The organism is Pedobacter sp. G11 (assembly GCF_003860265.1).
In the GTDB taxonomy this organism is placed as follows: domain Bacteria; phylum Bacteroidota; class Bacteroidia; order Sphingobacteriales; family Sphingobacteriaceae; genus Pedobacter; species Pedobacter agri.
On sequence record NZ_CP034190.1, the window covers coordinates 1,950,366 to 1,974,399 of the forward strand.

Consider the following 24,034-nt stretch of genomic DNA (forward strand, 5'->3'; position numbering starts at 1 on the left):
TTTTGGGGGGCGACCTAATCGATTGTTAATTTGGATGGTACTATATTTTAATGTCCGTGATCTAAATCGTATTCGTTCACATCTTTGTGTTTGTAAGGCTCAACCATTAAATCATCAATGGTTTTTCCTTTTTTATCAAAGCCAAATTTATGAAGCATGTTATCAAAAATCTGGTACATTACGGGTACAACAACCAAAGTCAGGAATAACGAACTTGTTAAACCGCCAATGATTACCCAGGCCAAACCGTTTTTCCAGTCGGCACCAGCACCGCTTGCTAATGCAATAGGCAACATACCAATTACCATGGCAATGGTTGTCATCAAAATCGGGCGTAAACGGGCATGGTTAGCTAAAATTAGCGCTTCATGGGTAGATTTTCCTTGTGCTTTCATTTGGTTCGTAAAATCGACCAAGATAATCGCGTTCTTTGCCACCAAACCCATTAGCATAATGAAACCTAGGATAGTGAAAATACCCAATGCATTATTAGTTAGGGCCAGGGCAAGCAAGGCACCAATTAGTGCAAGCGGTAGCGAGAACATTACCACAAGCGGATAAACAAAACTATCATACAAGGCAACCATAATTAAGTATACCAATACAATTGCCGCAAGTAAGGCGATACCTAAAGTACCAAAACCTTCACTTTGATTCTCCTGGTCTCCTGCCCAGTAGAAGCTGATTCCTGCAGGTTTTTTTAATTTATCCAATTCAGTTTGGAAGTTGGTTACCACCGTACCCGTTGGAACGCCTACAGTTTGTGCTTTAACGGTTACTGAAGTTGATTTATTCAAACGTTCCAATAAACTTGGTCCGGAGCCTTCTTTAATATCCGCAAACTGCGAAAGTTTAATCTGCGCACCAGCCTGGTTGGTGAAAATTAGATTACGTACATCATCAATATCTTTTCTGTCGAAATCCTGATACTGAATGTTGATGTCGTACTCATACTCACCCTGACGGAATTTACCATCAGTGTTACCGGCAAAAGCCGTTTGCATGGTGGCACCAACTGTTTGTAAGGTTAACCCTAACGCCGACATTTTATCGCGATCTACCTTTACGTTAATTTCTGGTGTTCCTTTTTCAACTGAAAGTTTGGTTTGCGTAGCGCCTGGTATTTTTGCAAGCACATTCTGCGCTTTTTGTGCAAAGGCCAATACGCTGTCTAATTCAGAACCCATTACCACCAACTGGATTGGTGCATCATCTGCCGTACCCAAAATACCGATTGGAACGGTTTTGATTTTTGCACCTACCAATACTTTTTCCAATTCACGGGTGTAAGTAGTAGAGATGATATCTGAAGAAAGGTTTCCACGCTCTTCTTTCTCTTTTAATTTTACGTTAATTTCTGATTTATAAGCAGTAGACTGGCTAGCGCCCATACCTTCACTCGATTGACCAACCGTTGCGATGGTTTGGATGACGTCTTTTTGTTTACTTAAGTAATCTTCTGCTTTTTGCGTGTAGAAGTTGGTTTGCTCTAAAGAAACATCTTTAGGCATCTCGATTTGTAGTAAGAACTCACCTTTATCAGATTTAGGGAAGAACTCAAAACCGATATAACCGCCTGCTAACAAACCACAAGATGAGAAGAACAATACCACCATCATTACCAAAGTAAGTGCTTTGTGTTTTAATGTCCATTCTAATAGGTTTGTGATCCACTGGGTAAATTTGCGTAATTGTTTCTCAAACCAAAGGATGAATTTTCCGAAGATGTTTTTACCCTCAATACGCTCTAACTTACCAAAACGAGAGAAAATTAACGGTACAATGGTAAATGAAGCTACCAATGATAACAAGGTAGAAATAATTACTACCACACAAAACTGGCGTAAAATGTTAGCCACCATACCGGTACTAACCGCAATAGGGAAGAACACTACTACAATTACAAACGTAATGGATACAACGGTGAAACCGATCTCGCGGGTAGCATCAGAAGCGGCTCTAACCTTGTTTTTACCCATTTCCATGTGACGTTGGATGTTCTCTAACACCACAATCGCATCATCGACCAGGATACCTACCACCAGGGATAGGCCTAGTAATGACATCAGGTTTAGCGTATACCCAAATAATGCAATACCGATAAATGTTGCGATTAAGGATGCCGGAATCGAGATCATTACGATTACAGCATTACGCAAACTGTGCAAGAAGAAAAGCATCACGATGGCCACTAACACAACGGCAAGCATTAAATCGTGGATAACCGCATCGGCTGATTCTAAGGTATAAACCGAACTATCATTTACAATTTTAATATCTAAACCAACATTTTTATAGTCGGCTTTAAGTTGTTCAATGGTTTGCTTAGTTCCCTCACTCACCGTTACGGCATTGGCATCACTTTGTTTAATAATTTGTACCGCAATAGAGTTGGCACGGTTGATACGGGCAATTTTTTCTGTTTCTTTCTGTGTATCCTGAACATCAGCAATGTCTCCCAAACGAATCTGAGCGCCATCTTTACTGGTGCTTACAACCAGGTCACGCATATCTTCTACATTGGCATACTTACCAGATAAACGTACCAGAATATCCTGAGCTTTGGTTTTTACACTACCTGTAGGGAAATCCAAGTTTGATGATAAAATAGCTTGTTGAACTGCAGGCACTGATAATCCGTAACCTTGCATCTTCTTAGCATCTAATGCTACTTTAACTTCACGTTCAGAACCACCAATTAGGTTTACCTGGGCAACGCCTGGTACACGGGAAATGATTGGTGCAATACGCTTATCCATCAAATCGTAGAACGAAATATCATCCATATTGCCTGATGCAGACATGGTAATCACCGGGAAGTCATCCAACGAGAACTTACTTAATGATGGTTGTTTTACATCATCAGGTAAATCTGCCAGGATTGCATTAACTTTCCTTTGTGCATCATTCAAAGCAATATCTATTTCTGCTTTATCTGTTAGTGTAATAATTACTACAGATAAACTTTCATAAGAGTTCGCATTGATTTTTTTGATGTTTTCCATTGAAGAAACAGCATCCTCAATTTTTTTGGTAACGGTACTTTCTACCTCATTAGGTGAAGCACCAGGGTAAATGGTTGAGATAGATACAACGTTTGAAGAGAACTTTGGTAAAAGCTCATATCCTAACGAGAAATAACTCAATAGACCCATCAAAGTTAATGCGGTAAATACCACAATTACCAGCGACGGCCTTTTAATAGATATGTCAGTAATTTTCATTTTCTTTATTTAATATTCAATGGTAAGATTGCGCTTAGAATTAAGTTTAGCCTGTCGGGCTGATTAATTCCGCATACTACTTTTTACTTAATTACAGTAACCGCTGTACCGTTGTTCAAGTTAATCTGACCGCTTGTAATTACAGTTTCGCCTTCTTTTAATCCGTCTACAACCTCAACACTTTCGCCTAAAATACGTCCTGAAACAACCTTACGTGTTTGAGCTGTATTATTCGCTTTATCTAAAATATATACTTCGTTGCTACTAACACTACCTACGAAAGCAGTACGAGGAACCAAAATAGCTGGTGCCTGTTTAGGGAATTTAAATACTGCTGTTCCATACATACCTGCTTTTAAGCTGTTTTTAACATTATTGGTTACGACTACTTCAATTGGGAAATTTAAAGTCTCATCCGCTTTAGCAGCTATAAAGGTTACTCTACCAGAAAATTTATCCTGAGGAAAAACTGACGACTGTATCTCCACAGCATCACCAATCTTTAAATTAGCTACCTGACTTTCGTTTACGTTAACTTTCAATTTCAATTTAGAAACATCAACCAATTCGAATAACTGCGTTCCAGGAGCTACAACCGCACCAACTTCGATCATTTTTTTATTAACGATACCGTTGATAGAGGATCTGATGTTTGCATCATTTAGTTTGCGTTGCTGAGATTGTAAACGAAGTTTTGCGTTTTGAGTGTTTAAACGGGCCTGATCAACCTGTTGTTGGGTTACTCCGCCAGTTTTAAAAGAACTTTCGTAACGTTGTAAGTCTTTCAGCGCATTTTGATAAGTAGCTTCAGCAGTTTCTCTATCTGTGTTTAAAATTTCAGCATCAATTCTAGCCAATACTGTTCCTTTGCTTACACGGCTTCCTTCTTCAACATATATTTTGCTTACACGACCAGAGTTTTCTGCCATAAAGTTTAATTCCTGATTTGCAGCAAAAGTTCCATTTACTGTAAAGTCTAAATTAATTTCTTTACGTTCAACCGAAGCTGTTTTTACAGCAACAGCGCCACTGCCTTTGGCAATAAAAGCTGTTGTTTCTTCTGCCTTCTTCTTGTTGTTATTTAAAACATAAGCAATTGCGCCAAGGGCAACAACAACTACAACAATGATTATAATTACTCTTTTCATTTCTATTGTACTAGCGATTTAATATTTCCGTTTGATTTTATTAATTGAATTTCGGCTATTTTATAATTTAATAAAGCCTGGGTGTAACTGTTTTGAGATGAAGTCAGTGAGTTTTCTGTATCTAATAAATCAGTTAAGGTAGCCAACCCATTATTGTAGTTGTTTTGTGTACTTCTGTAAATTTCCTGGGCCAACTCAACGTTTTTACGTTGTGCATTAATGGTATTTAAGTTGTTGCGAAGTTGGATTTTAGCATTTTCATAAGCCAGATTCAAAGAGTTAACACTTTCTTTTCTGTCTTCTTTTGCTTTCAAAATTTCCACATTGGCCTGGCGTACTTTCGAGCGTGTTAAAAAGCCATTGAAAATCGGGACACGTAAGGTTAAGCCGATGGCCGATGCGCCATAGCCAATTGCTGCTGCATTTGAACTTAAAAAGTCAAACCCATCACTTTGACTGGAATAAGTGTAATTTCCTGTTAGTGATAATGACGGATAATATTCAGCGAGGTAAGCTTTACGCTGTAAACTCAATAACTTATCCTGCGTATCCAGAATTTTCACTTCTGTTCTGTTTGCCAGATTTACCGAATCTGCAAAAACAGGAAGTTGTGCAGCCTGAGTTAACTCAGTTGCGGGTAACTCAATAGGGTTACTCACCGGCATACCCATCGAAAATTTCAATTGATTTTCCAATTGTACAATAGCATTAACCACTTGTTCTCGTTGCGTAGTTAAGTTTGTTAAGTTAACGCTGATCCGGTCAACATCAATTTTCCTGGCTAAGCCGTTTTTGAATTGGTTTGATATCACCTTTTCAACCGTTTTAACATTTTTAATGTTGGTATCAAGTACACTTAACTGTTCTCTGTTCACTAAAACCTGATAATAGTTATTAGCAACCAGTTCAATGATTTGCTCTTCGGTTAACTGAGAAGTGAGGTTGTAATATTCCTCACTAGAACGTGCAGCCTGCAAACCAGTAAAAACCTGTTGGTTAAATAACTGTTGCGAAAGTTGTACTCCAGCTGTAGAATTCCAGTTCTGCCCTAATTTAATGGCTTGCGCCTGTCCGCCAAAGTCGGCTACCAATTGCCCGATAATTGGGTTATAGGTTAACCCAGCATTACCAGTAAGTTGTGGTAAAGCCTGTGCCCGCACTTCCTGAACTTTATATCGGCCGCCTTCAATGTCGAGTTTTGCCTTACGAACACGGGCATTATTTTGAAGCGCATAAGTAAGCGCATCTTTTAGGGTAACCTGCTGTTGTGCAGCTACCAGTCGTGGTAAACCAATGCCGATAATTAATACGAGCATTAATTTTACCATTTTTACTCTAAGCATAATGTATTGTTTTTTTGTTTTTGGGTTCTTGTATAGTATAATGTAGTTTTATCAGGTATCACGACGTGATAAAACTATATCAGATTTATTGTTATTCGGGTCTTTGCTCTTTAATCCTTGCTCCTTATTTCTCCTTAGCACTTTAATCCTTTGGTAAAAATCGAAGAAAGGTCTTTTTGCTTCTGCGTCATTTTATTTAATGCTTTTTTATCGGGAAGGATATCTTTAGCTGTTTCCATTACGCACATGGTAGTTAAGCCCATCAAACTCTCCAGGTATAATTCTGCCAGGTGCGACATGTCTTCATGTGCTATTTCACCTTTTTCTTTAGCGCTGCCGAAAACCTTTGCAAAAAAATCACGCTCTATATCTTTTAATCCGTTAAGTTTGGTTTTAATGGCTTCATCGTTGAGTAAATCAGGAACACCTTCTGCAATTTTTAGCATATAGTATTTCTGAAAAAAAGTGTTTCTCACATCAATAGTGTTAAACAAAATCGTTTCCAGTTCCAGTTCAGGATTATATTTCTTTTGTATGGCTTCAAAAAACTCATTAAAAATCTTCTCTATCACACCAAGAATTAAGTGTTTCTTATCCGGAAAATAATAATACAGAGATGGTTTTGACACGGAAAGATCTTCAGCAATATCGTTCATTGTTGTTTTTCCAATTCCGAAATGACTAAATCTCTTAATGGCGCCTTCAATAATTTGTTCTCGCTTTTTATCAGCTACAATCATTTTACTTTTCTACTTTCTGACTTTTTTAATATTTTAGTCAAAAATAGATGTTAAATTTGAGATGTTAATCAATTGATTGATAAATTGTCATAAGCTTACATTTGAATGACATTATAAATCTTTCTTGTTGGTTTATATAGTATTACAATAAAAATTACGCCTGTGATAACGATTTTAATTAACCTGATGATTCTCATTTTAACCATTGTAGCGATGGAGTGTTTATCGTGGTTTATTCATAAATATTTGTTTCATGGGCCGTTATGGTTTATGCATAAAAGTCATCATCAAAAATCACATTCGTTTTTCGAATGGAATGACTTGTTTGCGATACTATTTGCAGGGCTATCGCTTTACTTAATGTATATTGATCGGGATAATTTTGGCGTTAGATTTTTTGTAGGATTAGGGATAACCTTATATGGCTTAATATATTTTATCGTTCATGATTGGTTTGTTCACCGAAGATTCAAAACCTTTAAAAGCAATAACACCTATTTAAAAGCGGTGAGGAAGGCGCATAAAATCCACCATAAAAACCAGGGCAAGGAGCGAAGCAAAGCTTTCGGTTTACTGTTCGTAAGGAAGGATATTTTAAACAGTTAAACTTTTGGATCAATCAGTGTTCCCTAATAATTTTAAACTTCTGCTATGAAAAATTTCCTTTGTCTATTAGTAATTATGTTATTAATGTATTCCTGTATACATAAAACAGATAAAGACCGGGCAATTGAACTCGTTGAATCGAAATATGAAAGTTCAGGTCAAAAACTTAATTTCGATGAAGCGAAATTCGACAGTTTATATAACATACAGCCTAGGGCTTATGCTGATAGTATTAAAAAAGGGAATGAATTAGATGATACACTTGCTGTTTTGGAAAGCCAGATTGAACATCTTAGCCAGAAGGAGTCGGATAGCGTAGGTTTGATTAGTGCTGCGCTAACCAAAAGGCGTTATCAATTGCTTGAAATTACAAAAACAAAACCACAGTTTGTAGGGTGGAAGTTGTCGGGCGTTAGGATAAAAAACGTTAAAAGAGAGGTAATCAGTTTTAACTTTAATAAAGAGATCACGGAAATTGTAGATTAATCTACTCGCTCTCCAATGATTTGATTGATAATATCATCTCATTTTGTTTTACTTTTGTGCGCAAACACAAAATCAATATGCTTCAAATTCAGGAAAACATTTCGCTCAAGCCCTATAATTCATTTGGTATCGATGTTAAGGCAAGTTACTTCGCCGAAATTTTTTCTGAAGCAGACTTAAAAAGTTTATTTGAAGATGACGTCACAAAATCGCAAAAGCTTCTGGTGATCGGTGGGGGCAGCAATGTGCTCTTCACAAAAGATTACGAAGGGTTGGTAATCAAAATCAGCATTAAAGGAACCGAATCAATAGCAGATGGTGAGCAAATTCTTGTCACTGCGGGTGCAGGAGAAGTTTGGAACGACTTTGTAAATTACTGTGTTGAACACAATTTCGCAGGCGTAGAAAATTTAAGTTTAATTCCCGGAACAGTTGGGGCATCGCCCATTCAAAACATTGGTGCTTACGGTATAGAGCTTAAAGATGTTTTTGAAAGCTGTGCTGCTTTCGAAATTAAGACAGGTCAAATTAAAACCTTCAATTTCAATGAATGCCATTTTGGATATCGTGAAAGTATTTTCAAAGGCGAATTAAAAGGTCAATATATCATCACATCAGTAACTTTCCGTTTGTCAACACAGCCGGCTATCAATACTTCGTACGGCGCAATTGAAACTGAATTACAGCGTAGAGGAATTGAAAAGCCTACTATTGCTGATGTCTCTGCGGCAGTTTCTCATATTCGGGTAAGTAAACTGCCAGATCCTTCAACCATAGGAAATGCAGGAAGTTTCTTTAAAAACCCGGTGATCGATAAACATGAGTTTGCGGAAGTGGTGGCTAAACATCCCGATGTAGTACATTATCCTACTGCTGATCATAAAATCAAACTTGCTGCGGGCTGGTTAATTGAGCAATGTGGCTGGAAAGGAAAAATAGTCGGTCAAACCGGAACATGGAAAAACCAGGCCTTGGTATTAGTTAACCATGGTGACGCTACTGGCACGGAAGTATTTAATTTTTCTGAACAGATTATAGACAGTGTGAAGTCTAGTTTTGGAGTCACTTTAGAACGCGAAGTAAATATTCTGTGACGAAAGTGCGTATTAAGCAGATTTGAAACTTCCACAGCTGTGCCAAAAAAAGTTGGTATTAAGTTTGTTTAGGTTAGATTGAATGAACATCAATTCATTTTTTTATCTTACCTAAAGCTACATATCATGACAAAATTTGAATTCAACCATCTGGTTAACCATCACTCAGTATCATTAAGATCATATGCTTTAAACTTCACTAAAGATGCGGAAGATGCCAATGATTTAGTTCAGGATACGATGTTGAAAGCAATCACTTATTACAATAAGTTTAAAGAAGGTACGAATTTAAAAGGTTGGTTGTTTACCATCATGAAAAATACCTTTATCAATAACTATCGTCGTTTAGTTAAAACAAATACATTAATTACGCAAAGCGAAGATATCTCTTCAGCAAACTTATCATATAGCGCAACTAAAAATCAGGCGGAAAGTAAATTTGTGCTTGGTGATATTGATAAAGCCTTGGCGCAATTACCTGAAGAATATTATGTGCCTTTTATTCGCTATTTCGAAGGTTATAAATACCATGAAATCGCAGATATGCTACAAATTCCAATCGGTACCGTAAAAACCCGTATCCACGTAGCAAGAGGAATTTTGAAAAAATATTTGAAAACATACGCTAAAGATACTGCCCTTTCAGAAGTGGCTTAAAACACATCGAATGAAAAACAGAAAGTCTCAACGAAAGTTGAGACTTTTTTTATGATTTTTTTTACAGCTTGCAGGGCGCTAAATTAATCGCTTCAAGTATTTCAGATAATCTGCGTCTGCCACAAAGTTTGGTAAATATTCAATTGTGAAGAATAAAATAAAATTTGCCGGAAAAAATCGTGTAAAGCAAAAGGCCCGGAAAAAATCCAGGCCTTATTTGCTTATCATATATTTGGTTAGTTGATTCTTATGTTTACTTTCAACAATTCGCCTTCTCTTTCATTTCGAAACAAATGCAAACCTCGAACAATATTGCGTTTTAAGGGTTATTTGCAGTGTTTTTGTTTTGTGGATATAAAGATAAGGGAAATTTTAAATTTGTCAAGCTTTTTTTATCTTTTTAATTATTTCTTTTGCTGCCACTTGGCCTGATATGATTGCAGGAGGCACTCCAGGGCCTGGAACCGTTAATTGACCGGTATATAACATGTTTGTTACTTTACGGTTTTTCATTTTTGGTTTCAAAAAAGCGGTTTGTTTCAAAGTGTTTGCCAAGCCGTATGCATTTCCTTTATAGGCATGGTAATCTTCTACAAAATCATTCATGGCATAACTTCGCTTAAAAAGAATGTTTTTGCTAATGTCGTTTCCGGTTAAAGATTTGAAACGCTGAACAAGCAGGTTGAAATACTCTTCGCGTTTGGCTTCACTGTCTTGTAATCCCGGCGCAACGGGGATTAAAAAAAATAAATTTTCACATCCTGGAGGAGCAACATGCTCATCCGTTACCGATGGACAGCAAGCATAAAATAAAGGTTTTGCCGGCCACTTTGCATTGGTGTAAATTTCCTCTGCATGCTCATCAAAATTTTCATCGAAAAATAAATTATGATGAAGTACATGCTGTAATTTTTTATCTAAAGCAATATAAAATAGCAAACAGGAGGGGGCCATGGTTCTGGATTCCCAATATTTTTCGTCATAGTTTCGGTAAGCTCGATCTAACAGCTGCTGATCAATGTGGTGATAATCTGCATTGCCAATCAATAAATCGGTTTTAAAGTTTCCCTTGTTGGTGATTAACTCTTCTGCAACATTATTTCTAACTACAATGCTTTTTACCTCGGTATCAAATTTAAATTTTACACCCTGCTGTTCGGCAATGGTTTGCATGGCAGTTACAATTTTATGCATGCCTCCAATCGGATACCAGGTGCCCAGAATCAAGTCAGCATAATTCATTAAACTATATAATGCAGGTGTGTTTTGCGGCGTGGCGCCTAAAAATAAAACCGGAAACTCTAAAAGCTTGCGCAGTTTTTCATTTTTAAAAAGCTGATGTACATGTGTGCGCATATTACCCAATAGCTGAAGTTTAATGCCGCTAATGGCTAATCTGGGATCAAAGTATTCCATCACACTGTGCGATGGTTTGAATACATATTCGTTCATGCCTACATCGTACTTGTATTTGGCTTGCTTTAAAAAAGAATCAAGATTTTTGCTGCTGTTGGGTTCCAACGTTTCGAAAAGCTGATAGAGTTCTTCCTGCGTAGATGGCACATCAAGGGAATCTTCTTTTCCAAAATAAATCCTGTAAGAGGGGTTTAATCTTTTTAAGTCATAAAAATCAGCTGTGGTTTTTCCGAAAATTTGATAAAAATTATCAAATACATCAGGCATCCAATACCAGCTGGGGCCCATGTCAAAAATAAATCCATCTTTTTCCCATGTTCTGGCCCTGCCTCCAGCCATTTCATTTTTTTCTAAAACAGTAACGTCAAAGCCATCTTTAGCTAAAAGTGCAGCAGCAGAAAGCCCTGCGAAACCAGCACCAATAATGGTTACCGTTGGTTTTTTATCCATAATGTAAATAAAAGGATTTTTGATGGTTTTGTTTGGTCTAATTTGCTACACCTTATTAAAAATGATATAAAGTTTTTAATGTAGCATTGAAATGTTATTTTGTGGGATTCTCTGTGTTATTGTACATATCCGTTAAAATCAGTCATTAAATCCAAATTCGTTATGAGATCAGCTGCTATATTTTTACTTTTCACTTTTGCTTTCATGTTAAATTCTTTTGCTCAGGAGATTGATATGAAAAAGTTAGACAGCTTTTTTTACGCATTAAAGGATCAAAATAAAAGCATGGGCAGTTTTGCCGTCGCTAAAAATAGTAAAATTGTTTATGAGACATCTACAGGGTATAGCGCTTTAAGTCCAGATAGTATTTTAGCCAGTTCGGCTACACAATATAGAATAGGCTCAATTTCTAAAATGTTTACAGCTGTAATGATTTTCCAGCTTATTGATGAAGGCAAGCTATCGTTAGATACCAAATTATCTAAATATTTTCCTCAGATGCCTAGGGCTCAAGAGATCTCGATCAGGAATTTACTGTCACATACGAGTGGCTTAATGGATTATGTGAATGATGTTGTGGATAAAGATTGGATTACCAACCCGCATCCGGCAGCTGAATTGCTGGATACGATTGCTAAGCGGAAATTGCATTTCGCTCCGGGAGAAAAGCAGCAGTACAGCAACTCGGGTTACTTGTTAATGGGTTACATTCTCGAAAAAATAACTGGTAAAAAGTATAGCAAGCTGCTGGAAACGAGAATTGTAAAAAAGATAAATCTAAAAAATACCTTCTCCTCAATAGCGAACAACCTCGGAAAAGAGGAAGCTAAACCTTATAGAATGATTAAGAATTGGAATGATATCAAAGATATCTACTTTCCGAATGTAATTGGTGTTGGCGATATTTTATCTACACCTGCAGATTTGCTCGTCTTTATAAATGCATTATCAACAGGCACACTGATCAGCAAGGCAAGTTATGCTCAGATGAGTACTTTTAATGGTCGAAATAGTTTTGGTATGGGTTTAATCAGCGTTCCGTTTTACAGCCAGGTAGGTGTTGGGCACAATGGTGGTACTTATGGTAGTTACAGCGCAGTTTACTATTTTAAAGAAAGCGGAATCTCAATTGCTTCTTGCATAAATGGCTTAAACTATCCCTTAAATGATATTAGTATTGCGGTATTGCAAATTAGCAACGGGATGCCGTTTAAAACACCCAATTTTAAAGCGATGCAATTAACTGCCGAAGAATTGAAGGCTTATTCTGGTGTTTATGTTAACAAAATGCTTCCTTTTAAAATGACGATTGCTGAAAACAATGGTACGTTAACCGCTCAGGCAACAGGTCAATCGGCATTTCCAATAGAAGCTGTATCGAAAGGTGTATTTAAGTTTGATGGTGCAGGAATTGTTTTAGAATTTAATTTAGAGAAAAAAGAAATGACTTTAAAGCAAGGCGGGCAGAAGTTCATTTTCAATAAACAGGATAATCAATGAAGGGTAAATAGGTAGCATAAATGACCTTTATCATAAGGAGTGTACATCTTATCACCGATCTATTAAACCAATTCACTTTTCTTACCTTTGACCCCACACATGATTAAAAATAGTATTTTATTTTTCCTGCTTTTGGTTTCAACATGCATTTGCAAAGCTCAACTGTCGGCCAAAGAAATTGCGGTTTTAAAAAGCGATTTAGTTAAGGCGGTAGAAAGTTCGAAGCTTACAGATTCTTTACATGAGAAACTCTCAAAACTACCAAACCGATCAGGGCTTCTTACTGCTTATTTAGGAACCTTGGAAGCACTAAAAGCGAAACATGCATGGAATCCCTACAATAAAATAAAATACGTTAAAGTTTCTTTAAAAACCATGCAAAAAGCTGTCGACATGGATAAAGAAAATTTAGAGATCCGTTTCATGCGCTTTTCAATTGAACATTTCACGCCAGGTTTTTTGGGTTTTAGTAAAGATTTGGATGTAGATCGGAAAGAGATTGTTAAACATTACCAAAACCGCAATTTCGGAATAGCCGATGATGGCCTAATCAAAAGTGTTGCTAAATTTATGGTAGATAGTAAACGTTGTACGGCTGAAGAAATCAAAATTTTAAAGAAATTTATTTAAATGAACTATATCTATCTACTCATAAACATTGCTGTTATTTTCTTTCCATTCATATTGTCGTTTGATAAGAAGGTATACTTTTTTAGCAAATGGAAATTTGTGGTGCCCGCCATTCTAATTACGGGTATTGTTTTTTTAATATGGGATTTGCTGTTTGTTAAACTTAACGTATGGTCTTTCAATCCCGATTATTTAATTGGGATTAGCTTATGGGGATTACCTTTGGAGGAAATGTTATTTTTCCTGACTGTGCCATATGCCTGCATATTTATTTACGAATGTTTAAATGCCTATTTCCCTAAAAACGAATTACAAAAATACAGTTTGGCTGTAAGCCATGCCTTGCTCGGAATTTGTTTCGCTATTCTTTTTTTTGGCTACAGCCGCTGGTACACACTTATTAACTTCGGCTTTTTATTCGTGGTGTTATTTGCCGTAGAATATGTAAATCATAAACTAAGGTTTATGTACAAATTTTACCGTGCATATTTGGTTTCATTAATTCCTTTTTACATTGTTAATGGCTTTCTAACAGCCATTCCGGTGGTAATTTATAATAACAATGAAAACTTAAATTTTAGAGTAGGCACCATTCCTTTCGAAGATCATTTTTATTTAATGTCGTTACTTTTAATGAATGTTTATTTATATGAATATTTTAAAAGCAGGGCAATAAAAAAAGAACGTTCTTAAGGATTTTTTGGAAATGAAAAGGCAGAAGTGCATGGCGGTTTCCAGCCCTGCCATTCGTTTCAATCTTTTTTAACAACGTGATCGCATATTTATGGGAGGCGCTGCAAAAAGTATTTCCACTGCTGTTAGGTTTATCAACAATGTTTCTGCGCATTGCTAACCCCAAAAATGAAAAGCGAGTTTTGCCATCTAGCCCCGATTGAAGCGGGCACGAAGTAAAGCGGAAAGCGGGAAGAAAGTTATTACTTTGCACAACAATTGCGCTTCTAAAAACAGAAAAATTGATAAATGGATTTACCGGTTTACACCAAACAACAACTCGCTTTGCGGAACGGACAGGACAAACCGCAAATTTGGGTAGCTTACAAAGGCTTGATTTACGATATGACGGAGAGCCGTTTATGGCGCAATGGTAAACATTATGAGCATTGGGCCGGACAAGATTTAACAGATGAATTGCCTGATGCACCACATACTGAGGCGGTTTTTGAGAAATTTATTCCTATAGCCAAAATGATCTAAACAAAAAAGCCGCAGATTTGCAGATCATTTTTTTAATCAGCAAATCTGCGGCTAAATCTTTATATCGAATTAAGCTTCTATTGTGAATGAACTTAAACTTACAAATTGCTGAATTCTTGCTGCAACTTCTTCTTCGGTGAGGTTTAACAATTTCTCTGTGCCAAATTTTTCTACACAGAAAGAAGCCAATGCCGAGCCGTAAATAATTGCGTTTTTCATATTGTTAAAATTAATGGTTCCAACTTTGGCTAAATAGCCAATGAAACCACCTGCGAAGGTATCACCTGCACCCGTTGGATCAAACACTTCAGCCAATGGTAATGCCGGAGCAGAGAAAATTTGGTCTTCGTGAAATAATAATGCGCCGTGTTCTCCTTTTTTAATAATTAGGTATTTTGGTCCCATAGTAAGGATTTTTTTTGCAGCCTTAACTAAGGAATATTCGCCCGATAATTGACGTGCTTCAGCATCGTTAATGGTTAAAACATCCACTAATTTGATGGTTTCCAATAAATCATCCATCATAATATCCATCCAAAAGTTCATCGTATCCATTACGATTAATTTCGGGCGGTTTTTTAAACGTTCAATTACCGTTTGTTGTACTTGCGGTGTTAAGTTGCCTAACATTAAATATTCGCAATCCTGGTAACTTTCCGGAATAATTGGGTCGAAATTTTCCAATACATTTAATTCGGTGATTAAGGTATCGCGACTGTTCATGTCGTTATGGTATTTTCCCGACCAGAAAAAAGATTTTTCTCCGGCTTTAATTTGTAAACCTTCGGTATCAATGCCGTGTTTGCTAAAAGTATCTATATCCGATTTCAAGAAATCATCACCTACAACTGCCACAATTTTTGCTTTGTTGTAAAAGTAAGAAGCAGCTAAACTTGCATATGTTGCCGCACCACCCACTATTTTATCCGTTTTTCCGAAAGGAGTTTCAATAGCATCAAAAGCTACAGTACCTATGATTATCAGACTCATATATTTTATTTTGAATTTTTTTAAAAATTTTTCACTGCAAATATTGCATAAATAATTTAAAAGCCCTAATATTGCATTCCCAAAACGAACAAGGGTATGCGAGCTGCAAAGCACACAGAACCCCGTTTTAGGAAACAACCAGCACTCCTTCTTAGCTCAGCTGGTTAGAGCATCTGACTGTTAATCAGAGGGTCGCTGGTTCGAGCCCAGCAGAGGGAGCAAAATCCTCACAGTAATGTGGGGATTTTTTATGATAAAATTGCCAAAGGATTTTGGTAAGTTTACCAATAACCAGGAAAAATATTCCTTCTTAGCTCAGCTGGTTAGAGCATCTGACTGTTAATCAGAGGGTCGCTGGTTCGAGCCCAGCAGAAGGAGCTTGAAAATTCAAGCCAAGCCTCACTCCGTCCGAGTGGGGCTTTTTTTTATTCTTTGTTTTTTTATAGCTGATCTGCTTGGCGTTACGTAGGGATTAATTAGAGATTCACCGTGGGATATAAACTTTGTTTCATGAAACTAGATTGATGAGCTAAAATCTATCATGCAAGCTACGATTAACCAAGTTTAAGGTTTTGAATTATTTTTGAAAAACTTTATAATAACTTCATCGGCTTCTGAAGGAAAAGTGTGATTTCCGGAATGGGAATACCATACAAAGGAGTTATGAGTGCTGGAAGGATAAATTATAGCATTTTGAGCATAAAAATTTCCTTGTTTTGCACATCCATTTATTTTAATTATCTCCTTGCACATTAATTTTTGCCAAAAAGACTTTACCAATGGATCATTTTCTCCCATAATGTGAACAGCAGGCTTAGGTTTGATCAACTTTAAAATCTTTCCGGCTACGGCAGCTGATGGTGCAAAAGCTGCAAACTGATCTCCCCTTGTAGCCCAAAGCAGATAAGTAAAGCCACCACCATTCGAATGTCCAGTAGCGTATATACGCTTCTCATCAACTTTATAATCATGTTTGAGGGTTTTTAACATAGCATCAAAGAAAATAAGATCTCTATCACCCATATCGCCAGGTTCTTTTTGCCATCCAGAGCGAATCCCCTTCGGATCTGTTAGCTGTCCTGGAGTATTCAGTCCCTGCGGATATACAATAATGGCTTCTGGCCAAAGCTTTTCATATGCCCTGTTCTTCATCAGGTTTGTCATGTTTCCCCCATGTCCGTGAAAGGCAAAAATAATTGGAGTAGAGTTTGTTTTAGCTGTAGTCGGAATGGAGACTAAAGCTTCTCTCTTAACATTATTTAGGATCCAGTGCATTAATTTTATTTCGGGGTCATTTTGTTTCGGCGCACCATTAGCAATAGAGATATTAAAAATCATCACAATGATTGAAATATACTTTACAACGACTAATAATGCAGGAATTTTGAACATAGCGGTATGACAACCAATAATTCTTTTGGTTTAATTTATTTAAAACAACAGTCAACTCAATTACTAATTTTTAAATAAAACATTCCAAGTTCTTTAAGCAAAAAAAACGGCAACTCAATATTGAGTTGCCGTTTTTTTTTATTGTGAGATAAGGCTATTTATAACCTTCATTTTGTTCCATATTAGTATTGGCATTCATCTCCGCTAATGGAATTGGTAAAACAGTTTTTAATGAATTGTTCGGTATCGCAATGGTAAGTCCACCTGTGCGATATTTTGTAAAAGCCAATTTATTACGTGTTAAATCAAACAAACGATGACCTTCGAAAGCAAATTCCTTTCTATTTTCTAATAAAATTAAGTTTTGCAACGCGACTCCCGTAGCAGTTGTAGTAGGAGCAGTGGCATCGGCACGTTTAGCGATCAAATCTAAATCGGCTATGGCAAGTGCTTCTTTCCCTGTTTGTTTGGCTCTTGCTTCAGCACGAATTAAATATACTTCAGATAAACGAATTACTTTCACGCCTTCCTCAAATGTAGTTACATTATTATATTTCGTAATCACGTTCGCAGGGTTTTCAGCACTTGTTCTGCTTCCTCGTGTCATAAAGCCTTTACGCACATCAGTATTCGTGTATAGGTTATACAAATCATCTGTTGCTAAACCATCACCATAACTCGATCCCTGAAACAAAAATGCCGCTAAACGATCTGTTCCTAAATTATTTGTTGCATTGTATACCACTTCAAATATCGCTTCACTATTATTCTGGATTCTGAAGTTAGTCGAGCCGCCAACGTAGTTCGCATTGCTTAATAAAGTGAATTTATTGCTGCTGATAACATCAGTTGCCATGGCTTCGGCATTTGCCCAGTCTTCCATATACAAATAAACTCTTGCCAGCAATGCTTTTGCAGCAAACTGACTGATGTGACCTTTGTTAGATGCCGTAAATCCTACAGGTGTTGCAGGCATCAAAGAAATTGCTTTTTTCAAATCTGATACAATTTGATCATACCCTTCTTTAACTGTATTTCTTTTAGGATTAACAATATCTTCCTTACTTGTGCCACTTTTAGCGAGCACCGGTACACCGATGTGAGATGCATTTGGCGTAGAATTATAAGGTGCGGCATAAAATCTTAACAAGTCAAAATGAGCCAATGCCCTTAACGTGTAGGCTTCTCCGACCAAATGACTAACCTCTGCCTGCTCGGATTGAGGAACACTTAAAACCTCTCCCTTCGCGATAATTACGTTAGCATTTACAATGGTGCGGTACATGATATTCCACGATCCGGATGCTGTTCCATCATTCGTATTGGTAATGTATTGATCGTAACTGGTGTATCTGCTGGAATTTCTTCTGCTGATATACATGTTATCTGCCATTAAATCAGGAAGTATTACAGCGCTTCTTCCATAGTAAGCAGCACTTTGCAATAGGGAATAGGTGCCCATTACTGCAGCTTTGGTTGTTGGTAAATCAACAACAACCATATTTACCGCCGCTTGTTGTTCAGGATCAATCTCTAGAAACTCTTTACCGCAAGAGGTAATTAAGAGTGCTATCAGTGTTGCATAAAATATGTTATATAATTTTTTCATGGTAATTCTAGATTAAAATTTAATATCAAGACCTAAAAGTGCAGTTCTGTACACAGGAATATTTTTGTCCGCAAATCCGTCGATGCCCACCTCAGGGTCAAAAGTTATGCGGTCATCTTTAATGTATGTAAATAAGTTATTTGCCCTGAAATAGATTTTAGCACTTGATAACTTTACATGTTTAACCCACTGTGCTGGCAAATCATAGCCTAAAGTCAGATCACGTAAGCGAATATAATCTCCGTTGTAAACAAAGCGAGATGAGTTTTGGCTTGATGTTCCAGATTGGGTGCCTAAATACACCATTTTTGGTGTTAAAGTCATATCACCTGGTTGCTGCCATCTGGTGTCGTAAGAATAGCGGCTGATTCTATTGGTTGGTCCGAACCCTAACGAGCCATCAGAATTCACATTTGTACCATAATTATCATAAATTTTATTTCCGAAGTTGAAGTATAACTGAAAGCTTAGCGAAAAGCCTTTGTAGGTAAAACTATTGGTTAAGCCACCAAAAAAATCAGGGAGGGCACTGCCTTGGTTATATTGTTTCGCCGAGCCATAATTATTAGTGGTTTGTGTCTGCGTTTCATCGGTAAACCATAATGCTTCGCCGTTTGCTGGGTTAACACCTGCGTAACCAGTAAGGTATAGTTGATAGAAATCGCCACCTACATAACGGTTGTAACTGCCCGATACAATTGGGCTTGTTAACGATGTAATTTCATTTTTGATGGTTGAAATGTTGAAGCTGGTTGTCCATCCAAATCCATTGTTTTTTGGCTGAATGTTCACGCTGTTTAATTCGAGTTCTAAACCACTGTTTTTGATTGCACCAACATTATCTGTAAAGCTTGTTAAGCCGTTGGTTGCAGAAATCGGACGGTTTAATAGCAAATCTGATGTTGCTCGTGAATAGTATTCGAATGTTCCTGTTAAACGATTTTTTAATACGCCAAAATCAAGGCCGATGTTAAATGGCTTGTTTTTTTCCCAGGTTAAAAGGTTGTTTCCATAATTAGAGAAAACCAAACCAGGTGAGTTATCATAATTTGTACTGCCATACAACGCTCTTGAGGCAAAATTGCCAATGTCTTGGTTTCCGTTAACTCCATAACTCGAACGTAAACGAAGGTCTGAAAATACCTGCTGATCCTCCATGAAGCTCTCTTTCAAAATGTTCCATGAAACCCCTAGCGACCAAAAATTACCGTATCGTTTCTCAGATCCAAATCTCGACGAACCATCACGGCGGAAAGAGGCACTGAGGTAATATTTAGATTTATAATCTGTTGAAGCATTTAAGAAAACTGAATTTAAGGCATTTGATGTACCTGTTGATCCACCATCAACTAAAATGGATGCATTATCTAAAGTGTAAGTGTTCGGGAGGAAATTACGTTTTTGCACATAGTTTCCTACTTCAGTAACTTTTTGTGATTCATATCCAACATAAGTTTTTAAACCAAAATCGCCAAAAGTTTTATTATATCTTAGTATTGAGGTATTTACCCAATTGATTACGCGATCGGTACTTGAAGTAGCTCTTCCTCCATCGGTACGCGACGTACCTACACCTGATTTATTGTACTCTACGTTTTCTCCGTAAAGAAAATTAATGTTTGATTGGTTCTCAATCGAAATATCTTTAGTGATTTGATATTTGGCTAAGAAGTTACCAATTAAAGCATATGCTTTTCTGGTGGTATAACTTTCTAAAACCTGGGCCATTGGATTGTAACGGTTAAAATAACTAAAGTCATAAGTGCCATCATCGTTGTAAGCCCTTAACCATGGTTGGTATTGCGAGTACATCCTAACCGGGTTACCAAAGGTGCTGCCATCTGCCTGGGTATGGTTGTTGCGATTGTTTATTTGCAAACCGCCAGAAACAGATAACTTATCAGAAACCTGATTACTGATTCTCATATTTGCGGTGCTTCTGGTAAAATCACTACCTAGTACTGGTGCTTTAGCAATATAATGACTTCCAGAAATATAGAATTTAGTTTTATCTGTACCACCGCTAATAGAAAGATCTGCCTGGGTATGATTACCTGTGCGGGTTAGCAGATCAAACCAATCTGTATTTACATTAGGATTAACGTTATTCGCAGCCATCTCCTGTGCAAACAAAGCTGGATCGTTACCTTTGTTTACCCAACCTTCTTTCAATAACTCAAGCATCTCCGATGTATTTAAAGCTTCAGTACCTTTAATGGTGATAATATTATTTACACCACTTTGAACAGAAGCTGAAATTACGGTTTTACCAGCCGCCCCACTCTTGGTGGTAATTAAAATAACGCCATTAGCAGCTCTTGATCCATAAATTGATGCCGCAGATGCATCTTTTAATACCGTTAAGTTTTCAATATCGTAACTGTTTAAGCCGCTAATTTGATTATCGTTCAAAGGAATTCCATCTACAACGTATAACGGTCCGCTACCTGCGTTAACGGATCCAATACCTCTGATTCTTACGTTAGGAACGGCACCTGGTTGTCCGGATCCATTGCTTGAAATTAATCCTGCCACATTTCCTTGCAAACTTTCCTGCACACTTGCTCTTGGGCTGCCACTTATAACAGGACCTTTTAATTCTTTTGCTGAACCTGTAAATGAAGCTTTGGTTTGTTTACCATAAGCCACTACCATTACCTCTGATAAATCTTCGGAAGATGGAATTAAGGTGATGTTTTGGTTAATATTACTGTTTTTAACAACAACGCTCTGAATATATTTGTTAAATCCGATGTAACTCGCTTCAAGGGTGTAAGTACCCGCGGCAGGAACGGTAAACTGGTATTCTCCTGAAGAATTTGATACGGTATTTTGTTTAAACCCATTGCTGGTTAAAACAATATTTACTCCAGGAACAGAGATGCCTTTATCATCAAATACTTTTCCGCTGATTGTACTCGCCAGATTGACATGGTTTATCAAGGGCAGTCTAACTTCCTGACGTTTGATTAAAACGGTATTTCCAACAATTTTAAAATCCAAAGGGATTTTTTTTGAAAACTCCGTCAATGCTTGCTCAAGGGAAACATTATTTAGACTTATAGTAATTTTCGCTGAGCGAACATCTTTACTATCATAGAAAAACGAATAGCCTGATTGTTTTTTTACAAGATTTAATACATTTTCAAGTGGAGCATCTTTTTCTTTGAGTGAAATCTGGCCGTACCCTTTTGCGCTAACTTGAACAAGAGCGAGTAGGAGTATAAAAATTGTCAATTTCATAGTTAACAGTAATTTAGGTGGTAGCCATGTGGTGGGCATAGCAAGCGCAGTAGCATTTAAATTCATACTTTTGTTTGTTTGGGTTAATAAAATAGTTTCGGATTATTTGCGCTGGATATCTCCAGCTTTAGCTCAGATTTATTGCCGTAGTAGTGCGCCAACACTGCTGCGGTTTTTTTTAATCTGATGAACTGGTTTTGCTATTCTTTCAGTAAATTTTTCTTCATGTTTGTTGGTTTAGTTTGGTTGTTAAATTATTGGGTATTTGAAGGAGCAACAATTAAATTTTTACCTTCCATTTTGAAATGAACTTGATAAAAACTCAATACATCCAGTATTTGATCTAGGTTGAGGTTGCGATTCAGCTCGCCACTAAATTCCAGGTTTGGAATAGTTCCTTCATAAGAAACATTGATATTATACCATCTAGATAATGTTCTCATCACCGTTTTTAAATCCGCATCCTTAAAAGCAAACGAACCATCTTTCCAAGCGGTAAATTGTGCTGGAGCTACATTTTCTACATTTAATGTTTTAGCAGATACAATACTTTGCTGTCCTGGTTTAAGCAATAGCGGCACTTCCACTTTTTTATCAGGCAACAATCGGCTAACCTTTACCTGCCCCTCCAACAGTGTGGTTTTCACAGAGGCTTCGTTGCTGTAAGCATTAATATTGAAATGGGTACCCAGCACTTCCAGCGTTTGATTAATGGTAGTGACTTTAAAATTTTGCTTTTTTGGACTTTTGGCAATTTCGAAGTAGGCTTCTCCTGTAAGTGTCACAAGTCGTTCTTTATCGTTAAAAAATGACGGATAACGAAGTGAAGATTGCGCATTTAACCAAACTTTACTTCCATCAGGAAGTTGGATTTGATATTGGCCACCTGTTGGCGTGGTAATGGTATTAATTAAAGGTTTGTCGGTTGGTTTATGATTACTGTTAGCGGTGTAAATGATCTGGCCATCGGCAGTTTTGGTAATCCTGATTCCAGCCTGTTCTAAAAGTTTTCCATTACTGGCACTATCAAGAATAATAATTTCTCCATTCGAAAGCGTCAAAGTTGCTTTGTTTCCGCCAGGTTTAATTGTTTTGGCAATTGATCTGTAATCGCTGCCTGAACTTTTTTCAGAGCGGGAACTGAAATATATTACTGAAATAATTACCAATGAAAGTATCGCTGCTATAGCTGCAACACGCTTCCAAATGGTTTTGATTACAGGTCTTTTATCTGCTAGAGTGGTGTTTAATTCTATCGTTTTCCAAATGTCATCCAGATTTTTTACCAACTCTCCTGGTTCCAAATGAAGGTTGCTCGTTTCTTCTAATGTGGCATACCATTTTTCCAGTACCAATTTTTCATCAGCACTTAAATTACCTTCTTTATATTTTTTTATTAATTCCTCAGCTTTAATTCTGTTCATTTTACTTAGGGTGGGATGTCTGGTTTATATGGCTAAGACAATTGAACTTCCCCCTGGTAGTAGATAAATTTTAAATTAAATGAAAGAAAATAGTAAAATAAAGTTTCTGACTTCCAATCGCAGTATTTTTATGGCATTACTGATCTGTTTCTTTACCGTTTTATCGGAAATATTTAGTTTTTCAGATATTTCTTTGTGGCTAAGGTGATATTTTCGGCTTAATTCAAAGACTTCTCTCATTTTAGCGGGAAGATTTTCTATGCCTCTCTCAATTAATGCGATCAGTTCATTTTCCTGTATCTTCTCATCAGTAGAAAATTCACCAATTTCAATGATGTTTTGCAAAGAGTTTAGATAGTTATTTTCAAACTTTTGATGGGTAATGACGTTAAGTACCTTATTGCGGACAGTGGTGTATAGGTATGATTTTACAGATGTAGATATATTTAAATCTAATCGGTTCACCCAGATATAAGTAAATGTTTCCTGAATAATATCTTTGGTTTCGTCTTCATTATTCAACATTTTTTTAATGTGGAGGTACAAAACTATTTTGTATCGTTGATATAATTCAGAGAACGCTAAATGATTGCCAGCTTTGATCATGTTCACTAAATCCAGGTCGCTGACAGTTTGCATTACTAGTTTGTTTCTGCCGAAAAAGGCTTAAAATTAAATTTAGCCAATAATAATAAATTTTTGGTTATTCTCAATAGTTGTTTTAAGTTCCACTCAACGCTGTTTGTTAAATATTCGAATAATGAAATTTGTAGCAAATTAAGAAAGCGAGATAAGTGGAAAAGCTTTATAGCTCAAAACCTGTATCCTCTTTTATTAAGAAAAACAGTTTTATTCTTTTAATGCGAA

The 24,034-nt window shown here is 36.8% G+C and carries 19 protein-coding genes and 2 tRNA genes; 10 read left to right on the forward strand and 11 right to left on the reverse strand.

The window, feature by feature from the left end; genetic code table 11:
* Positions 1-47: 47 nt before the first annotated feature.
* The 4 genes from EA772_RS08525 to EA772_RS08540 form a co-directional block, all read right to left on the reverse strand.
* Positions 48-3,224 (reverse strand): efflux RND transporter permease subunit, encoded by a 3,177-nt coding sequence (locus EA772_RS08525; protein WP_124912486.1) that lies wholly within the window; start codon positions 3,222-3,224, stop codon positions 48-50.
* Between the two features lie 83 nt (positions 3,225-3,307).
* Positions 3,308-4,372 carry an efflux RND transporter periplasmic adaptor subunit gene (locus tag EA772_RS08530; RefSeq protein WP_124912488.1) on the reverse strand — a complete coding sequence of 355 codons (1,065 nt, stop codon included), beginning with the start codon at positions 4,370-4,372 and terminating at the stop codon, positions 3,308-3,310.
* Between the two features lie 2 nt (positions 4,373-4,374).
* Positions 4,375-5,715, reverse strand: a complete 1,341-nt coding sequence (locus EA772_RS08535) for a TolC family protein (protein WP_010601617.1) — start codon at positions 5,713-5,715, stop codon at positions 4,375-4,377.
* A 134-nt stretch (positions 5,716-5,849) separates the two neighbouring features.
* Entirely contained in the window at positions 5,850-6,455 is a 606-nt protein-coding gene (locus tag EA772_RS08540; protein ID WP_010601616.1) for a TetR/AcrR family transcriptional regulator, read from the reverse strand.
* 162 nt (positions 6,456-6,617) lie between these two features.
* On the opposite strand from EA772_RS08540, the gene EA772_RS08545 reads away from it, so the two are divergent.
* The 4 genes from EA772_RS08545 to EA772_RS08560 all read left to right on the forward strand — a co-directional run bounded on the left by EA772_RS08545 (position 6,618) and on the right by EA772_RS08560 (position 9,298).
* Positions 6,618-7,061 (forward strand): sterol desaturase family protein, encoded by a 444-nt coding sequence (locus EA772_RS08545; protein ID WP_246834075.1) that lies wholly within the window; start codon positions 6,618-6,620, stop codon positions 7,059-7,061.
* A 45-nt stretch (positions 7,062-7,106) separates the two neighbouring features.
* Entirely contained in the window at positions 7,107-7,547 is a 441-nt protein-coding gene (locus EA772_RS08550; protein ID WP_124912490.1) for a hypothetical protein, read from the forward strand.
* Between the two features lie 77 nt (positions 7,548-7,624).
* Complete coding sequence (murB, locus tag EA772_RS08555) at positions 7,625-8,641, forward strand: UDP-N-acetylmuramate dehydrogenase (protein WP_124912492.1); 1,017 nt, start codon at positions 7,625-7,627, stop codon at positions 8,639-8,641.
* A 126-nt stretch (positions 8,642-8,767) separates the two neighbouring features.
* Positions 8,768-9,298 carry an RNA polymerase sigma factor gene (locus EA772_RS08560; RefSeq protein WP_010601612.1) on the forward strand — a complete coding sequence of 177 codons (531 nt, stop codon included), beginning with the start codon at positions 8,768-8,770 and terminating at the stop codon, positions 9,296-9,298.
* Positions 9,299-9,679: 381 nt separating this feature from the next.
* On the opposite strand, the gene EA772_RS08565 is transcribed toward EA772_RS08560, so the two are convergent.
* Positions 9,680-11,164 (reverse strand): NAD(P)/FAD-dependent oxidoreductase, encoded by a 1,485-nt coding sequence (locus EA772_RS08565; protein ID WP_124912494.1) that lies wholly within the window; start codon positions 11,162-11,164, stop codon positions 9,680-9,682.
* Positions 11,165-11,326: 162 nt separating this feature from the next.
* Between EA772_RS08565 and EA772_RS08570 the strand changes: the two genes are divergently transcribed.
* From EA772_RS08570 to EA772_RS08585, 4 genes are all read left to right on the forward strand, one after another.
* Positions 11,327-12,664, forward strand: a complete 1,338-nt coding sequence (locus EA772_RS08570) for a serine hydrolase (protein WP_124912496.1) — start codon at positions 11,327-11,329, stop codon at positions 12,662-12,664.
* A 99-nt stretch (positions 12,665-12,763) separates the two neighbouring features.
* A complete protein-coding gene (locus EA772_RS08575) occupies positions 12,764-13,294 on the forward strand; it encodes a hypothetical protein (RefSeq protein ID WP_010601609.1) in 531 nt (176 codons plus the stop codon).
* Positions 13,295-13,987: a lycopene cyclase domain-containing protein gene (locus EA772_RS08580; RefSeq protein WP_124912498.1), complete on the forward strand. Its 693-nt coding sequence runs from the start codon at positions 13,295-13,297 to the stop codon at positions 13,985-13,987.
* A 288-nt stretch (positions 13,988-14,275) separates the two neighbouring features.
* Positions 14,276-14,509: a cytochrome b5 domain-containing protein gene (locus EA772_RS08585; RefSeq protein ID WP_010601607.1), complete on the forward strand. Its 234-nt coding sequence runs from the start codon at positions 14,276-14,278 to the stop codon at positions 14,507-14,509.
* Positions 14,510-14,578: 69 nt separating this feature from the next.
* Here EA772_RS08585 and EA772_RS08590 read toward each other — a convergent pair whose 3' ends face one another.
* Positions 14,579-15,499, reverse strand: coding sequence for a PfkB family carbohydrate kinase (locus EA772_RS08590; RefSeq protein WP_124912500.1), 921 nt, complete (start codon positions 15,497-15,499; stop codon positions 14,579-14,581).
* Between the two features lie 145 nt (positions 15,500-15,644).
* Between EA772_RS08590 and EA772_RS08595 the strand changes: the two genes are divergently transcribed.
* Both EA772_RS08595 and EA772_RS08600 read left to right on the forward strand, forming a co-directional pair.
* Positions 15,645-15,718, forward strand: a tRNA-Asn gene (locus tag EA772_RS08595).
* A gap of 85 nt (positions 15,719-15,803) precedes the next feature.
* A tRNA-Asn gene (locus tag EA772_RS08600) sits at positions 15,804-15,877 on the forward strand.
* 186 nt (positions 15,878-16,063) lie between these two features.
* Here the strand turns inward: EA772_RS08600 and EA772_RS08605 are convergent.
* From EA772_RS08605 to EA772_RS08625, 5 genes are all read right to left on the reverse strand, one after another.
* A complete protein-coding gene (locus EA772_RS08605) occupies positions 16,064-16,891 on the reverse strand; it encodes a PHB depolymerase family esterase (RefSeq protein WP_124912502.1) in 828 nt (275 codons plus the stop codon).
* A 154-nt stretch (positions 16,892-17,045) separates the two neighbouring features.
* Positions 17,046-18,500 (reverse strand): RagB/SusD family nutrient uptake outer membrane protein, encoded by a 1,455-nt coding sequence (locus EA772_RS08610; protein ID WP_124912504.1) that lies wholly within the window; start codon positions 18,498-18,500, stop codon positions 17,046-17,048.
* Positions 18,501-18,512: 12 nt separating this feature from the next.
* Positions 18,513-21,743: a SusC/RagA family TonB-linked outer membrane protein gene (locus EA772_RS08615; RefSeq protein WP_168187507.1), complete on the reverse strand. Its 3,231-nt coding sequence runs from the start codon at positions 21,741-21,743 to the stop codon at positions 18,513-18,515.
* A 254-nt stretch (positions 21,744-21,997) separates the two neighbouring features.
* Entirely contained in the window at positions 21,998-23,167 is a 1,170-nt protein-coding gene (locus tag EA772_RS08620) for a FecR family protein (protein ID WP_124912508.1), read from the reverse strand.
* Between the two features lie 75 nt (positions 23,168-23,242).
* Positions 23,243-23,806 carry an RNA polymerase sigma-70 factor gene (locus tag EA772_RS08625; RefSeq protein ID WP_124912510.1) on the reverse strand — a complete coding sequence of 188 codons (564 nt, stop codon included), beginning with the start codon at positions 23,804-23,806 and terminating at the stop codon, positions 23,243-23,245.
* Between the last annotated feature and the right edge of the window lie 228 nt (positions 23,807-24,034).

Excerpts from the sequence above, each read along its gene's own strand:
- EA772_RS08525 (WP_124912486.1), bottom strand. The coding sequence starts at position 3,224 with ATGAAAATTACTGACATATCTATTAAAAGGCCGTCGCTGGTAATTGTG.
- EA772_RS08530 (WP_124912488.1), bottom strand. The coding sequence starts at position 4,372 with ATGAAAAGAGTAATTATAATCATTGTTGTAGTTGTTGTTGCCCTTGGC.
- EA772_RS08535 (WP_010601617.1), bottom strand. The coding sequence starts at position 5,715 with ATGCTTAGAGTAAAAATGGTAAAATTAATGCTCGTATTAATTATCGGC.
- EA772_RS08540 (WP_010601616.1), bottom strand. The coding sequence starts at position 6,455 with ATGATTGTAGCTGATAAAAAGCGAGAACAAATTATTGAAGGCGCCATT.
- EA772_RS08550 (WP_124912490.1), top strand. The coding sequence starts at position 7,107 with ATGAAAAATTTCCTTTGTCTATTAGTAATTATGTTATTAATGTATTCC.
- murB (WP_124912492.1), top strand. The coding sequence starts at position 7,625 with ATGCTTCAAATTCAGGAAAACATTTCGCTCAAGCCCTATAATTCATTT.
- EA772_RS08560 (WP_010601612.1), top strand. The coding sequence starts at position 8,768 with ATGACAAAATTTGAATTCAACCATCTGGTTAACCATCACTCAGTATCA.
- EA772_RS08565 (WP_124912494.1), bottom strand. The coding sequence starts at position 11,164 with ATGGATAAAAAACCAACGGTAACCATTATTGGTGCTGGTTTCGCAGGG.
- EA772_RS08570 (WP_124912496.1), top strand. The coding sequence starts at position 11,327 with ATGAGATCAGCTGCTATATTTTTACTTTTCACTTTTGCTTTCATGTTA.
- EA772_RS08575 (WP_010601609.1), top strand. The coding sequence starts at position 12,764 with ATGATTAAAAATAGTATTTTATTTTTCCTGCTTTTGGTTTCAACATGC.
- EA772_RS08580 (WP_124912498.1), top strand. The coding sequence starts at position 13,295 with ATGAACTATATCTATCTACTCATAAACATTGCTGTTATTTTCTTTCCA.
- EA772_RS08585 (WP_010601607.1), top strand. The coding sequence starts at position 14,276 with ATGGATTTACCGGTTTACACCAAACAACAACTCGCTTTGCGGAACGGA.
- EA772_RS08590 (WP_124912500.1), bottom strand. The coding sequence starts at position 15,499 with ATGAGTCTGATAATCATAGGTACTGTAGCTTTTGATGCTATTGAAACT.
- EA772_RS08605 (WP_124912502.1), bottom strand. The coding sequence starts at position 16,891 with ATGTTCAAAATTCCTGCATTATTAGTCGTTGTAAAGTATATTTCAATC.
- EA772_RS08610 (WP_124912504.1), bottom strand. The coding sequence starts at position 18,500 with ATGAAAAAATTATATAACATATTTTATGCAACACTGATAGCACTCTTA.
- EA772_RS08615 (WP_168187507.1), bottom strand. The coding sequence starts at position 21,743 with ATGAAATTGACAATTTTTATACTCCTACTCGCTCTTGTTCAAGTTAGC.
- EA772_RS08620 (WP_124912508.1), bottom strand. The coding sequence starts at position 23,167 with ATGAACAGAATTAAAGCTGAGGAATTAATAAAAAAATATAAAGAAGGT.
- EA772_RS08625 (WP_124912510.1), bottom strand. The coding sequence starts at position 23,806 with ATGCAAACTGTCAGCGACCTGGATTTAGTGAACATGATCAAAGCTGGC.